The following is a 14,777-nucleotide window of genomic DNA, read 5'->3' as shown; positions in this document are numbered from 1 at the left end:
CGTGAGCTGATGGTGGGGGTGACCATCTAGCGTAACGCGACCGGAGGGGGCCGCCGCACCGCCGGACGGACACCGGGCGCCGGCCTCCCCTGCCCACCCCCGCTCCGGCCTGCGGCGACGCGCTCAGACCGCCGCCTGTGTCTCGATCTTCTCCCAGGTCCCCGGCAGCGCCGCCTCGGCCTCGGCGGCGCGCTGCTCCTCACGGCCGTAGAGCACCCCGTACGTGAACGAGCTCTCCCGCGCCGCGTGGGCCAGGGCGGCCAGTTCCCGCAGGGCTTCCCTGGTCATCACGCTGTCCTGGTGGTCGCCGAGGAGGCTCTGGAGCGACTTCATCGACTTGACCAGGCCGGCGGCCGGTCCGCCCAGGGCCGGGGCCGCGGCCTCGGCGGCGTAGCGGGTGCGCTTGGCCTTCTTGCGGGCCTCGTGCATCGCGTGGTCACGGTCGGTGCCCGACGGCCGGTCGAGGGCCTGCTCGACGAGGTCGGAGACCTTTCCGAAGTCCTTGCGGACGGCCTTGGCGATCACCTTGGCGGGGTCGCCCCCGGCCGCCTTGAGCAGCGGCGGGTCGGTCACGAGCGCGTCGAGCGCGGCCAGCAGCGCGAGGTAGCGCTTCCCGTCCAGGACCGCGATCAGGCGGCGCCGGGAGCCGCCGTGGCGGGCGTGCGCCCAGGTGCGCAGGCGGGTGCGGACGGGTCCGGAGAGCAGGGTGCGGGGCAGTCGGCCGAGGGACTCGGTGAGCCGCTCGGTGAGGACTTCCTGGTCGCGGTCGACGCCGAGCTCGCCTGCCAGCCATTTCAGCTCGTCGCCGATCGGGTCGGTGACGGTGCGGTCGAGGATCTTCCCGTACGAGCGGAAGGTGCTGCGCATCCGGCGGGTGGCGACGCGCATGCTGTGGACGGAGTCGGGGAGGTCGCGGCGGACGGCGGGGTCGAGTTCGACGATGGCGTCGTACTGGGCGCTGAGGTAGGCCAGGACGTGGTCGCCCGCGGTGGCCGGGTCCTTGCGGGGGGCGGGCTTCTTGGCGCGCTTGCCGGTCGTGCTCAGCGCCTTCGCCAGTTTGGAGGACGAGGCGGAGCGGCTCAGGCCGGCCTTGCGGAGCTTCTTCTCGACCTTGTCGAGGAAGGCGGGGTCGCCGTCGTCGGCGAGTTCCACCTCGAGTTCGGTCCATTCGGCGGTGCCGTCGCCGCCGAGCCGGTCCGCGCGGACGCGGTCGAGGCTGACCTCGGCGAGCAGGGCGCCGGAGTCGTCGACGAGGTGGCGGATGTCACGGGCGGACCGCAGCCGTACGAGGGGGACGAGTTCGGCGTCGCGGACGCGGGACCGGACGAGGCCGGTGATGGCGCGGGGCACGGTGTCGGAGAGGGGTGCCTGGATCTCGTCGCGCACGCCCTCGGAGACGGGGAGTTTCAGGTGCCAGCCGGCGTCGTCGCCGCCGGTGCGGCGGCGCAGGGTGAGGGAGGCGGTGGCGAGTCGCTGGTCGGGGGTGTCGTAGTAGGTGGCGTCGAGTTCGGCGACACCCTTGTCGACGACGCGCGCGACGCCCGGGACGCCGCTCAGGTCCGGCATCTCGGTACCGCCGCCGGCCGCGGGACCTTCGTACTTGCGCTCGATCTCGCGCTTCGTGTCCGCCATCTCTCTCCTTGCGCGGGAATTCCGGCCTTCAGGCCGGGCGGGAAACCCATCCGCAGTGCCGGACGGCGCAGTACGTTTTGCATCTGCCTCCGGCAGCGGTCAGGGCTTGGCCGTCATGAAACTCCTCGGAGTCGAGTGAGAAGCTCCCTTGTCCACGAGGGGGAGGAGTCACGAACCGAATCTAGACGCGTTTGCGGGCCGCGGGCAGTACCCAATCGGCCCTGGCTTGGCCACAGGCCGTCTTTTTCCCGTTGGGCCGGGTGTCACCTCGTGTTCTCCGAGGCGGCACCCGGCCTTCGGTGTCGCTGGCCGGCTAGGCCGACATCGGGCGCTGCACCCTGATCGACTGAAGGAGTCCGATCGCGACCCAGACCGCGAACATGGAGGATCCTCCGTAGGACACGAACGGGAGAGGCAGACCGGCGACCGGCATGATCCCGAGGGTCATGCCGACGTTCTCGAACGACTGGAACGCGAACCAGGCGATGATCCCGGCGGCGACGATCGTGCCGTACAGCTCGGTCGTCTCGCGGGCGATGCGGCAGGCGCGCCACAGGACGATGCCGAGGAGCAGCAGGATCAGGCCCGCGCCCACGAAGCCCAGTTCCTCACCCGCGACCGTGAAGACGAAGTCCGTCTGCTGCTCGGGGACGAACTGGCCGGTCGTCTGTGAGCCGTGGCCGAGGCCGGTGCCGAAGAGGCCGCCGGAACCGATGGCGATCCGGGCCTGGTTGGTGTTGTAGCCGACGCCGGCCGGGTCGAGTTCGGGGTTGGCGAAGGCCGCGAAGCGGTTGATCTGGTACTCGTCGAGGACCTGCAGCCGCCAGGCGGCGACCGCGCCGAGGGCACCCGCGCCGATGAGGCCGAACACCCAGCGGTTGGAGGCGCCGGAGGAGAGCAGCACGCCGAGCACGATGACGACCGCGACCATGATCGTGCCGAGGTCGGGCATGAGCAGCACGATCACCATCGGGACGGCCGCGAGACCCAGCGCCTGCAGCACCGTGCGGTGGTCGGGGTACTGCTTGTCTCCCGCGTCCACCCGTGTGGCCAGCAGCATCGCCATGCCCAGGATGATCGTGATCTTGATGAACTCGGCGGGCTGGAGCGACAGGCCGCCGGCGACGAGCCAGTTGCGCTGGCCGTTGATCGTCTCGCCGAGCGGGGTCAGCACCAGCAGGATCATGAAGACCGAGATCCCGTACAGGATCGGTACGGCCGTGCGCAGGGTGCGGTGGCCGAGCCAGATCGTGCCGATCATCAGGGCGATGCCGATGCCGGTGTTCATCAGATGGCGGATGAGGAAGTAGTACGGGTCGCCCTGGTTGATCTCGGTGCGGTTGCGGGTCGCCGAGTAGACGAGGGCCGCGCCGATCACCGAGAGCGCGACGGCCGACAGCAGTATCGGCCAGTCGAGCCTTCGGGTGATCGAGTCGCGGGCGAACAGCCGTGTCCAGCCCGCGCGCTCGGGTCCGTACCGGGAGACGGAGAAGTTGTTGGCTCCGGTCATGTCAGGATCCTCAGTGCCTTGGTCGCCGCCCTCGTCATGTCAGGATCCTCTTTCCCCGCCCCTTCGGCGGGCGGGCCGTACGCCGCCGGGTGACGCGGTTGGCGGTGTTGGGCGAGGCGGTGGTACCGGCGGGCAGGTCCGGGTTCGTGGTGCTGTCCTTCGGGGCCTGGCTGAGCTGCTGGTCCTTGGCCGGGTCCTTGGAGATGGCCGGGGCCTCGATCGTGCCGTCGGTCTGGATCTTCGGCAGGCCCTTCTGCGGGGTGGGCAGGAGGGCGTTCTTCTTGTCGATGCTGCCGTCGGCGGCGACGCCGTAGAGCGCGTTGTAGATCTTGCGCACGGCCTCACCGGACGCTCCCGAACCCGTACCGGCCTGGGAGATCGTCATGATGATCGCGTAGTCCTTGGAGTACGTGGCGAGCCAGGACGTCGTCTGCTTGCCGTAGACCTCGGCGGTACCGGTCTTGGCGTGCAGCGGGATCTTGTCCTGCGGCCAGCCGCCGAACTTCCAGGCGGCGGTACCCCGGGTGACGACGCCCGCGAAGGCCTCGTTCATGCCCTTGAGCGTCGCCTTGCTGACCGGCAGCTTGCCGTTGACCTTCGGCTTGATCTCCTGGACGGTCCTGCCGTCGGCGCTGACGATCGCCTTGCCGATGGTCGGCGCGTACAGGGTGCCGCCGTTGGAGACCGCGGAGTAGATGGCGGCTTCCTGGACGGGCGTGACGAGGGTGTCACCCTGGCCGATGGAGTAGTTGATCGAGTCGCCCTCGCGCATCTTGTTGCCTTCGAGGCAGTTCTCGTACTCGATCTGCTGGACGTAGGTGCCGCCCTTCTTGCCGGTCTTGCACCAGGCGTCCTTGTTCGCCTTCCAGTAGTCCTGCTTCCACTTGCGGTCCGGGACGCGGCCGGTGACCTCGTTGGGGAGGTCGATGCCGGTCTCCTGGCCGAGCCCGAACTGGTGGGCCGTCTTGTAGAAGTAGTCCTTGGGGGTCTTCTTCGGGTTGATACCGCCGTCCTTCTTCCACTCGTTGTCGGCGAGTCCGTAGAAGACGGTGTCGCAGGAGACCTCCAGCGCCCGGCCGAGCGAGATCGGGCCGAAGCTCTCCCCCTCGAAGTTCTTGAAGACCTGGCTGCCGACGGAGTACGAGCTGGTGCACGGGTAGTGCCCGTTGAAGGCGTATCCGGCCTGGACCGCGGCGGCGGTGGAGACCACCTTGAACGTCGATCCGGGCGCCGACTGACCCTGTATGGCGCGGTTCAGCAGCGGGTAGTTGGACTTCTTGCCGGTGAGCGCCGCGTAGTCCTTGCCGGAGATGCCGCCGACCCAGGCGTTCGGGTCGTACGTCGGCTGGGAGGCCATGGCGACGACGCGGCCGGTCTTGGCCTCCATGACCACGACCGCGCCGGAGTCGGCCTTGTAGTTCTCGCCGGTGATCTTGTCGAACTGGGTCCGGGCGACCTTCATCGCGTAGTTCAGCTCGTACTCGGCGACGCGCTGGACGCGGGCGTCGATGCTGGTGACGAGGTTGGCGCCGGGTTCGGCCTTGTCGGCCTTGGCCTTGCCGATGACCCGGCCGAGGTTGTCGACCTCGTAGCGGGTGACGCCGGCCTTGCCGCGCAGGGCCTTGTCGTACTCGCGCTCCAGGCCGGAGCGGCCGACCTGGTCGGAGCGGAGGTAGGGCGAGTCGGTGTCCTTGGCCTTGGTGATCTCGTCGTCGGTGACGGGCGAGAGGTAGCCGAGCACCTGCGCGGTGTTGGCCTTGCCGGGGGCGGCGTAACGGCGCACGGCCTCCGGCTCGGCGGTGATGCCGGGGAAGTCCTCGGAGCGCTCGCGGATCTGGAGGGCCTGGCGCGCGGTGGCCTTGTCGGTGATGGGGATCGGCTGGTAGGGCGAGCCGTTCCAGCACGGCTGCGGCGTCTTGGCGTCGCAGAGGCGGACCTTCTGGATGACGTCCTGGGGCTTGAGGCCGAGGACTCCGGCGAGCTTGGTGAGGACGGCCTTGCCGTCGTCCGCCATCTTCATCAGGTCGGTGCGCGAGGCGGAGACCACGAGCCGGGTCTCGTTGTCGGCGATCGGGACGCCCCGGGCGTCGAGGATCGAGCCGCGTACGGCGGGCTGGACGACCTGCTGGACGTGGTTGCCGGAGGCTTCCTTGGCGTATTCGTCGCCGTTGCGGATCTGGAGGAACCAGAGGCGTCCGCCGAGGGTGCCGAGGAGGGAGAGTACGAGGATCTGGATGACGACGAGCCGGATCTGGACACGTGGGGTCCGGCCGGTCTCGGGAATGTTGGTCATGGGCGCGGCCCATCCGCTGGAAGGGTGGTGGTGGGCGACGGGTGGGCGTTGGTCACTGCTGCTGCCTCCCCCTCTCAGTGCGTGTACGAGTCATACGAGTCATACGAGTACACGGCGAACCTGTGCGCGGTGACCTGGCGGCCGGTCACGTCACGTGCCGTCCGGGGCGCTTGGGCTCTTCGCCGGACGGGCGGCGTCGCTGTCGTCACAGTCGCTTGACCCCCTTGATGCGTCCGGCACGGGCGACCCGCGCCTTGGCCGCCTTCACGCGCAGTCCGCCGCGCTGGCTGCCGATGCGCAGGCCGGTGCCGGAGGACAGCCAGCCCGAGGAGACGTCCGCCGTCTTGGAGGCCGAACCGCCGTCGGCGAGCGGATCGTTCTCGGCCCGCCGGGCCAGCGCCATCAGTACCGGCACGACGAAGGGCGCGAGCAGCAGGTCGTAGAGGGCGGCCGTGACGAGCAGGCTGCTGAGCCCGACGTGGCGGGCGGCGGTGTCGCCGACGAGCGCGCCGACGCCCGCGTAGAGCACGGTGGAGCCGATCGCGGCGGCGACGACCACGATCATGGGTCCGGTGGCCGACTTGAGCCTGCCGTTCTCGGGCTTGGCGAGGCCGGCGAGATAGCCGACGACGCAGAGCACGAGGGCGTAGCGTCCGGCGGCGTGGTCGGCGGGCGGGGCGAGGTCGGAGAGCAGACCCGCGCCGAAGCCGATGAGCGCGCCGCCGACATGGCCGTAGACCAGGGCGAGGGCGAGCACGGTCAGCAGCACCAGGTCGGGGACGGCACCCGGGAGATGGAGTCGGGCGAGGACGCTCACCTGGATCACCAGGGCGACGACCACCAGGGTGACGGAGAGCAGCATCCGGTTGAAACGCATGGGATTCGGCTCCTCCTGCTTACTGCTGCTGGCCGAGGTCGGTGGCGCTCGCCGAGGGGGTGACCGTCACGGTCACGGTCGGCGTGGGCGTCGGTTTGGGTTTGGGTGGCAGCACGGTGTCGCGCGGGTCGCTCTTGGGGGCCGCGACGACGACGCCGACGATGTCGAGCTTGGTGAACGAGACGAACGGCGTCACGTAGATCGTGCGGGTCAGGTCGCCGCCGGAGGGGTCGACCCGGGAGACGACACCGACGGGGACGCCGGGCACGAACGGCTTGTCGGACTGCGAGCCGAAGGTGACCAGCCGGTCGCCCTTCTTGATCCTCGCCTTGGCGTTGAGGAGTTCGACGCGCAGCGGGCGGTCGCCCTGCCCCGAGGCGAAGCCGAGTTCGTCGGTCGACTCCATGCGGGTGCCGACGGTGAAGTCGGGGTCGTTGGCGAGGAGCACGGTCGCGGTGTCGGGGCCGACGGTGGTGACCCGGCCGACCAGTCCGTCGCCGTTCAGGACGGTCATGTCGCGCTGGATGCCGTCGTTGGCGCCGACGTCGATGGTGACGGTCCAGGAGAAGCCCTGGGCCGCCCCTATGGCGATCACTTCGGCGCCCTTGATGCCGTACTGGCCCTCGCCCGCCACCTTGATCATCTTGTCGAGCTGCTTGAGGCGGCTGCGGTTGCGGTCGTCGCTGCCGAGCTTCGCCTTCAACGCCGCGTTGTCGTGCTCCAGTTGGGCGACGCGGTCGTGCCGTTCGCCCGAGTCACGGACCGCGGAGATCGCATTGCCGACGGGGTCGACCGCGGACGCCACCCCGTTCTCGATCGGGCCGAAGACCGTCGCGGCGGCCTGGCGGGCACCGTCGACCGGTGAGTCCTGCCCGCCGCGGATGTCCACCGTGATCAGTGCGAACGCGATGGCGATCAGCAGCACCAGGAGCAGCCGGCTCTCTCGTGTGTCCCTCACGTGCGGCGGCCGTGCCTTCCTCGTCGTATTGGGTCAACAGGGGCGCGCCCTGGGCGAAAAGGATGCCCACGGGTGCGATGAGGCTGGAGTGGGAGGTGTGACGGGGTGGCTGTTATGGGGGAGGTTATGACTCTATGTCGCAGGAGTTTATGCCTCCATACCAACGATCCGCCGCACGAGAAGGGCTGATCTCGTACGGCGGAATCGAAGCGTTACCTCATCTGCGGGGCTGGGCGTCCAGGACCTGCTGGAGCGCCTCGAACTCCTCGACACACTTGCCGGAGCCGAGCGCCACGCTGTCGAGCGGGTCCTCCGCGATGTGGATCGGCATGCCGGTCTCGCGGCGCAGCCGCTCGTCCAGGCCGCGCAGCAGTGCTCCGCCACCGGTCAGGACGATGCCCCGGTCCATCACGTCGCCGGAGAGCTCGGGCGGGCACTTGTCGAGCGTCGTCTTCACGGCGTCGACGATCGCGTTGACCGGCTCCTCGATCGCCTTGCGGACCTCCGACGCCGAGATGACGACCGTCTTGGGCAGTCCGGAGACCAGGTCCCGGCCGCGGATCTCGGTGTGCTCCTCGGTGTCGAGCTCGTACGCCGAACCGATCGTGAGCTTGATCTGCTCGGCCGTCCGCTCACCGAGAAGGAGGCTGTACTCCTTCTTGATGTACTGGATGATCGCGTTGTCCAGCTCGTCGCCCGCGACGCGGATGGACTGGGCGGTGACGATGCCGCCGAGCGAGATGACCGCGACCTCCGTGGTGCCGCCGCCGATGTCCACCACCATGTTGCCCGTGGCCTCGTGGACCGGCAGACCGGCGCCGATGGCCGCGGCCATGGGCTCCTCGATGATGTGCACCTGGCGGGCGCCGGCCTGGGACGACGCCTCGATGACGGCACGGCGCTCGACGCCCGTGATGCCGGAGGGCACACAGACGACGACACGGGGACGGGCGAGATAGCGACGCTTGTGGATCTTCAGGATGAAGTAGCGGAGCATGCGCTCGGTGATCTCGAAGTCGGCGATGACGCCGTCCTTCAGCGGGCGCACGGCAACGATGTTGCCCGGCGTCCGCCCGATCATCTTCTTGGCTTCCGCGCCCACCGCGAGGATCCCGCCGGTGTTGGTGTTGATCGCGACGACGGACGGCTCGTTGAGTACGATCCCTCGACCCCTGACGTACACCAGCGTGTTGGCGGTCCCGAGGTCGACAGCCATGTCACGGCCGATGAACGACATTGAGTTCCCCATCAGGATTCGTCTGGCCTTCCCAAACGGAGCTTTGACGGCTTTTTAGGGACGGCGCGAGGTTGGTGCAGCGACGTGAACGCTTCCATCGTAGACGCGCCTGCACGAACACTGCGCGAGGGTCTTGGCCATTGTCGGCAGATGGCGGAGCGACTCGCTTGTGGAGACGGTCCATCGGGGTCACGGGTTCCCTCGATCAGCGCGCATATGCCACGGGACGGCCGGATTTTTCACGGCCGTCCCAGGTCAGACCGTCGCGGTCGCGCTGACGCAGTCTCAGAAAATTCTTTGAAAAATGTACTGCCCGGGGTGCTCCGGAGCTCGCCCGGACGGCCTCGGCGAGGCCGTCCGTGATCTCGGCGAGGCCGTCCGTACGCGAGACCGTGACCGTCCGTGCACGCGGACGCCCCGCGGAGCCGTCGTCCGTACGCTCAGGCGCGGCCGGGGAAGAAGATCTTCACCTCGCGCTCGGCGGACTCCTCGGAGTCGGAGGCGTGGATCAGGTTCTCGCGGACGATCACGCCGAAGTCACCGCGGATGGAACCGGGGGCGGCGGCGATCGGGTCGGTCGGGCCGGCCAGGGCGCGCACGCCCTCGATGACCCGCTCGCCCTCGACGATCAGGGCCACGACCGGGCCGGAGGCCATGAACTCCACCAGCGGCTCGTAGAAGGGCTTGCCCTTGTGCTCGCCGTAGTGCTGCTCCAGCGTGTCCTGGTCCAGGGCCCGCAGCTCCAGCGCGGTGATCTGCCAGCCGGCCTTGCGCTCGATACGGCTGATGATCTCGCCGGTCAGGCCGCGACGGACGGCGTCGGGCTTGAGGAGGACGAGGGTGCGCTGGCTCACGGGAAAGCTCCTTCGGATCACACTGGTGCGGATTACCGAGGCTACAGGGCGTGTCCTGGTGGCTGTCACACAGCGTCAGGTGCTAGGGCGTGTCCGCAAAGTCGCGTCGTCCGCCCGGAGGGCGGGCCCGGCGGCGTCTGGTGCGTGCTCTCGGCGTGCCGGGCGAAGGCCCTCGTACTGGACGTACTTGGGTCTTCGCCCGGTGCGGCGAGTGGGGGTGCCCCCTGCTCGAAGAGCTTGGGGGAGCGTGCCAGGCGTCGCCGGGCAGGCGCGATTTTGCGGACACGCCCTAGGGGCCCACGCTTCCGTCCGCCGGTGCCGCGCGCCCGCGCGCCCCACGGCCGGTACCACGCGCCCCTCACGGGGGCGGTGCGGGCTCCGTACACCACCTGTACGGGCGCGCCCGTACAGGCCGGTGACGGAGGGGCGGGGACGGCTCGCCACCGGCACCCGCCCGCGCCCGGCTACGCCGGGTTGCCGCCCGGCTCGCCCTGCGCCGGGCCCTGCGCCTGCGCGGCGAACCTGGCCTTGGCCTCGTCGATCTTCCGCCCGTAGTGGACCGAGGCCCACCACAGGGCGGCGAAGGCCGCGCCGAGGATGAACATCGAGGGCACGACGAACCCGCCGGCGATCAGCAGGATCTGGAGCGCCCAGCCGAGCTGGACACCGCCGGGCCGCGTGATCATGCCGCACAGCAGCACGCTCAGCGCCATCAGGACCCCGCAGACCGTCCAGACCGTGGCCGTGGACAGATCGGGTTCCTTCATGGCGACGAGGCCGGCGAAGCCGATGACGAAGAACTCGCCGATCAGCGTGGAAGCACAGAGCGTACGCACGAGAGTCAGCCCCTCCCCAGGAGCAGTCGGACCTCGCCGACCGTGATGACGGATCCGGTGACCAGGACGCCCCCGCCCGCGTACTCGCCCTCTTCCTCGGCGAGCGTGATCGCGGCCTCCAGGGCGTCGTCGAGCCGTGGTTCGACCTGCACCCGGTCCTCGCCGAAGACCTCGACGGCGATCCCGGCGAGCTCGTCCGCGTTCATCGCGCGATGGCTGGAGTTCTGGGTGACGACGACCTCGGCGAAGATCGGCTCGAAGGCTTCGAGCAGCCCCCGTACGTTCTTGTCGCCGCTCGCGCCGACGACGCCGATCAGCCGGCTGAAGTCGAAGACCTCGCTCACCGCCTCGGCGGTGGCGCGGGCACCCGCGGGGTTGTGCGCGGCGTCGAGCACCACGGTGGGCGAGCGGCGCACGATCTCCAGGCGGCCCGGAGAGGTGACCGAGGCGAACGCCTTGCGCACGGTGTCGATGTCGAGCCGCTGGGCGTGCGCCGAACCGACGCCGAAGAACGCCTCGACCGCGGCGAGCGCCACGGCCGCGTTGTGCGCCTGGTAGGCCCCGTGCAGCGGCAGGAAGACCTCTTCGTACTCGCCGCCGAGGCCGCGCAGCGTGAGCAGCTGCCCGCCGACCGCGATCTGCCGCCCCACGACACCGAATTCGAGGCCCTCGCGGGCCACCGTCGCGTCGACCTCGACAGCCTTCTTCAGCAGCACCTGGGCCGCGTCGACCGGCTGCTGCGCCAGGATGACGGTGGCGTCCTGCTTGACGATGCCCGCCTTCTCGGTGGCGATCTCGCCGGGTGTCCCACCGAGCCGGTCGGTGTGGTCGAGGTCGATGGGGGTCACCACGGCGACGTCCCCGTCGATGACGTTCGTGGCGTCCCAGCTGCCGCCCATGCCGACCTCGACGACGGCGACGTCCACGGGCGCGTCGGCGAAGGCGGCGTACGCCATGCCGGTCAGCACCTCGAAGAACGACAGCCGGTACTCCTGCTGCCCGTCGACCATCTCGACGTAGGGCTTGATGTCGTTGTACGTCTCGACGAACCGCTCGGCGGGGATCGGCGCCCCGTCCAGGCTGATCCGCTCGGTGATCGACTGCACGTGGGGGCTGGTGTAGCGGCCGGTGCGCAGGTCGAAGGCACCGAGCAGCGCCTCGATCATGCGGGCGGTGGAGGTCTTGCCGTTGGTGCCCGTGATGTGGATCGAGGGGTACGCGCGCTGCGGCTCGCCGAGGATGTCCATCAGCGCCGCGATCCGGCTGACGGAGGGCTCCAGCTTGGTCTCGCCCCAGCGGGTGGCGAGCTCGGCCTCCACCTCGCGCAGCGCCTTGTCGACCTCGGGGTCGGAAGGACGCCCGGGCACATCGGCCTGCGGGCCGTCACCGCCCTGGGTGCGCAGGGTACGGCTGCCGGCCTCGATCACCGCGAGGTCGGGGTCGCGGTCGGTCTCGGCCTCGACGATCTCCTCGAAGAGACCGAGCGGATCACGCTCCGAGTCGTCGGACGCGCTGCTGTCGTGCGGGGGGAGGTCGCTCACGGGGGCCAGTCTACGGAGGCGGCGGGGTGTGGGGGCGTGTGGGGCCGTGTGGGGTTTTTCGCCCCCTCCGCCCCTACCCGTCCCGTAACGGGGGCGGGGCCGGAAAGTCTTGGCCCGTCCGGCGATCGAGGACGAGGCCGTCAGGCGAAGCGGGGGTCCGGGGCAGCGCCCCCGGGAACGATGGGGGTCCCCCTGGTCGAGCGAAGCCGAGACCTTGGGGAGGGTAGGGGCGGAGGGGGCGGAGGGGGCGGAGGGGGCGGAGGGGGCGGAGAAAGGTCTGGCCGGGACGGCGGAAGGCCCCCGGGACCGAACGGTCCGGGGGCCTTCGCTCGGGCAGGGGGAGCCGCTACGCCTCGGGCAGGCGCTCCAGCTGCGCCTGGATACGGGCGATGTCCTCGTCCGCCTTGGCGAGCCGTCCGCGGATCTTGTCCACGACGTTGTCCGGGGCCTTGGCGAGGAACGCCTCGTTGCCGAGCTTGGCGTTGGCCTGGGCCTTCTCCTTCTCGGCGGCGGCGAGGTCCTTGGCCAGACGCTTGCGCTCCGCGGCGACGTCGATCGTGCCCGACAGGTCGAGCGCGACCGTGGCGCCCGCCACCGGCAGGGTCGCCGTGGCCGAGAACCTCTCGCCCTCCGGCTGGAGGCGCAGGAGCTGGCGGATGGCCGCCTCGTGCGGGGCCAGCGCGGTCCCGTCGAGGCTCAGCCGGGCGGGGACCCGCTGGCCCGGCTGGAGGCCCTGGTCGGCGCGGAAGCGGCGGACCTCCGTGATGACCTGCTGGAGCTTCTCGACCTCCCGCTCGGCGGCCTCGTCCCGGAAGCCACTGTCCTTCGGCCACTCCGCGATGACGACCGACTCGCCGCCCGTGAGGGTGGTCCAGAGGGTCTCCGTCACGAACGGGACGATCGGGTGGAGCAGCCGCAGGGTCACGTCCAGGACCTCACCGAGGACCCGGCCGGAGACCTTCGCGGGCTCGCCGCCCGCCATGAACGTCGTCTTGGACAGCTCGACGTACCAGTCGAAGACCTCGTCCCACGCGAAGTGGTAGAGCGCGTCGGAGAGCTTCGCGAACTGGAAGTCCTCGTAGAACGCGTCGACTTCGGCGATGGTCTTGTTGAGCCGGGAGAGGATCCAGCGGTCGGTCGCCGACAGCTTCTCCGACTCGGGCAGCGGACCCTCGACCGTCGCGCCGTTCATCAGCGCGAAGCGGGTGGCGTTCCAGATCTTGTTGGCGAAGTTCCGGGAGGCCTGGACCCAGTCCTCGCCGATCGGCACGTCGGTGCCGGGGTTGGCGCCGCGGGCGAGGGTGAAACGGACGGCGTCGGAGCCGTACTTGTCCATCCAGTCGAGCGGGTCGACGACGTTGCCGAAGGACTTCGACATCTTCTTGCCGCGCTCGTCGCGGACCAGGCCGGTGAGGGCGATGGTCTTGAACGGGACCTCGCCGTCCATCGCGTACAGGCCGAACATCATCATCCGGGCGACCCAGAAGAAGATGATGTCGTGGCCGGTGAGCAGGACGTCGGTCGAATAGAACTTCTGCAGGTCGGGGGTGTTCTCCGGCCAGCCCAGCGTGGAGAACGGCCACAGACCGGAGGAGAACCAGGTGTCGAGGACATCGGTGTCCTGCGTCCAGCCCTCGCCGGTGGGCGGCTCCTCGTCGGGACCGACGCAGACGATCTGCCCCTCCGGCCCGTACCAGACCGGGATGCGGTGGCCCCACCACAACTGGCGTGAGATGCACCAGTCGTGCATGTTGTCGACCCAGTCGAAGTAGCGCTTCGACATGTCGGCGGGGTGGATGGCGACCCGGCCGTCGCGGACCGCGTCACCGGCGGCCTGCGCCAGCGGGGCGACCTTGACCCACCACTGCATCGACAGGCGCGGCTCGACCGTCGTCCTGCAGCGCGAGCAGTGGCCCACGGCGTGGACGTACGGGCGCTTCTCGGCGACGATCCGGCCCTGCGAGCGCAGTGCGCCGACGATGGCGGAACGAGCCTCGAAGCGGTCGAGTCCCTCGAAGGGGCCGTGGACCGTGATGACGGCACGCTCGTCCATGACCGTGATCGACTCCAGGCCGTGACGCTGGCCGATCGCGAAGTCGTTCGGGTCATGGGCGGGGGTGACCTTGACGGCACCGGTGCCGAACTCGGGGTCGACGTGGGTGTCCGCGACGACGGGGATGGAGCGATCGGTCAGCGGCAGCTTGATCCGCTTGCCCACGAGGTGCTTGTAGCGCTCGTCGTCCGGGTGAACGGCGACGGCGGTGTCACCGAGCATGGTCTCGGCACGGGTGGTCGCCACGACGAGCGTCTCGTCGCCCTCCCCGTACTTGATGGAGACGAGTTCGCCGTCGTCATCCTGGTACTCGACCTCGATGTCCGAGATGGCGGTGAGACAGCGCGGACACCAGTTGATGATCCGCTCGGCGCGGTAGATCAGCTCGTCGTCGTACAGCTTCTTGAAGATGGTCTGGACGGCCTTGGACAGCCCCTCGTCCATGGTGAACCGCTCACGGTCCCAGTCCACACCGTCCCCGAGCCGGCGCATCTGCCCGAGGATCTTCCCGCCGTACTCCTCCTTCCACTGCCACACCCGCGCGACGAACTCCTCGCGCCCGAGGTCCTGCCGCGACTTGCCCTCTTCGGCAAGCTGCTGCTCGACCTTGTTCTGCGTGGCGATACCGGCGTGGTCCATGCCGGGGAGCCAGAGCGCCTCGTACCCCTGCATGCGCTTACGACGCGTCAGCGCGTCCATCAGCGTGTGCTGGAAGGCGTGCCCGAGGTGCAGGCTTCCGGTGACGTTCGGCGGCGGGATGACGATGGTGTAGGGAGGCTTCTCGCTCTTCGCGTCGGCGGCGAAGTAACTCCGTTCCACCCAGCGCTCGTACAGCTTCCCCTCTACCTCGGCCGGCGCGTACTGGGTCGGCAGTTCGGTGTTGGGCTCTGATGGCTGCTGCTGAGCGTTCTCGGTCACGGGATCAGTTTAGGGGCGTCACGCCCGTGTCCCGAAACGGGATTACTTCGTAACGGTGCACCCCCTGC

The 14,777-nt window shown here is 69.6% G+C and carries 10 protein-coding genes; all 10 read right to left on the bottom strand.

Annotation, left to right across the window (positions count from 1 at the left end; translation table 11 throughout):
- Positions 1–123: 123 nt before the first annotated feature.
- Entirely contained in the window at positions 124–1,632 is a 1,509-nt protein-coding gene (locus OG780_RS27355; RefSeq protein WP_328452492.1) for a CYTH and CHAD domain-containing protein, read from the bottom strand.
- Between the two features lie 313 nt (positions 1,633–1,945).
- Positions 1,946–3,142: a rod shape-determining protein RodA gene (gene rodA / locus OG780_RS27350; protein ID WP_328452490.1), complete on the bottom strand. Its 1,197-nt coding sequence runs from the start codon at positions 3,140–3,142 to the stop codon at positions 1,946–1,948.
- Between the two features lie 34 nt (positions 3,143–3,176).
- Positions 3,177–5,435 (bottom strand): penicillin-binding protein 2, encoded by a 2,259-nt coding sequence (mrdA, locus tag OG780_RS27345; protein ID WP_328452488.1) that lies wholly within the window; start codon positions 5,433–5,435, stop codon positions 3,177–3,179.
- A 205-nt stretch (positions 5,436–5,640) separates the two neighbouring features.
- On the bottom strand, positions 5,641–6,312 hold the full coding sequence (gene mreD, locus OG780_RS27340; protein ID WP_328452486.1) for a rod shape-determining protein MreD: 672 nt from the start codon (positions 6,310–6,312) through the stop codon (positions 5,641–5,643).
- Between the two features lie 19 nt (positions 6,313–6,331).
- Positions 6,332–7,270 carry a rod shape-determining protein MreC gene (gene mreC, locus OG780_RS27335; protein WP_328452484.1) on the bottom strand — a complete coding sequence of 313 codons (939 nt, stop codon included), beginning with the start codon at positions 7,268–7,270 and terminating at the stop codon, positions 6,332–6,334.
- Positions 7,271–7,487: 217 nt separating this feature from the next.
- Positions 7,488–8,507: a rod shape-determining protein gene (locus OG780_RS27330; RefSeq protein WP_326787798.1), complete on the bottom strand. Its 1,020-nt coding sequence runs from the start codon at positions 8,505–8,507 to the stop codon at positions 7,488–7,490.
- Positions 8,508–8,947: 440 nt separating this feature from the next.
- Complete coding sequence (gene ndk / locus OG780_RS27325; RefSeq protein ID WP_328452481.1) at positions 8,948–9,361, bottom strand: nucleoside-diphosphate kinase; 414 nt, start codon at positions 9,359–9,361, stop codon at positions 8,948–8,950.
- A 464-nt stretch (positions 9,362–9,825) separates the two neighbouring features.
- Positions 9,826–10,197: a DUF4233 domain-containing protein gene (locus OG780_RS27320; RefSeq protein WP_326787797.1), complete on the bottom strand. Its 372-nt coding sequence runs from the start codon at positions 10,195–10,197 to the stop codon at positions 9,826–9,828.
- A 5-nt stretch (positions 10,198–10,202) separates the two neighbouring features.
- Positions 10,203–11,738 carry a bifunctional tetrahydrofolate synthase/dihydrofolate synthase gene (gene folC / locus OG780_RS27315; protein WP_328452478.1) on the bottom strand — a complete coding sequence of 512 codons (1,536 nt, stop codon included), beginning with the start codon at positions 11,736–11,738 and terminating at the stop codon, positions 10,203–10,205.
- Between the two features lie 346 nt (positions 11,739–12,084).
- Positions 12,085–14,709: a valine--tRNA ligase gene (locus OG780_RS27310; protein ID WP_328452477.1), complete on the bottom strand. Its 2,625-nt coding sequence runs from the start codon at positions 14,707–14,709 to the stop codon at positions 12,085–12,087.
- Positions 14,710–14,777: the final 68 nt, after the last annotated feature.

The organism is Streptomyces sp. NBC_00386 (assembly GCF_036063235.1).
Lineage (GTDB): Bacteria > Actinomycetota > Actinomycetes > Streptomycetales > Streptomycetaceae > Streptomyces.
Note: the sequence above shows the minus strand (reverse complement) of the source record. Positions and strands in the feature narration are given on the sequence as shown.

Bases quoted from the DNA above. Each gene is read 5' to 3' on its own strand.
- OG780_RS27355 (WP_328452492.1), bottom strand. From the start codon at position 1,632: ATGGCGGACACGAAGCGCGAGATCGAGCGCAAGTACGAAGGTCCCGCG.
- rodA (WP_328452490.1), bottom strand. From the start codon at position 3,142: ATGACCGGAGCCAACAACTTCTCCGTCTCCCGGTACGGACCCGAGCGC.
- mrdA (WP_328452488.1), bottom strand. From the start codon at position 5,435: ATGACCAACATTCCCGAGACCGGCCGGACCCCACGTGTCCAGATCCGG.
- mreD (WP_328452486.1), bottom strand. From the start codon at position 6,312: ATGCGTTTCAACCGGATGCTGCTCTCCGTCACCCTGGTGGTCGTCGCC.
- OG780_RS27330 (WP_326787798.1), bottom strand. From the start codon at position 8,507: ATGTCGTTCATCGGCCGTGACATGGCTGTCGACCTCGGGACCGCCAAC.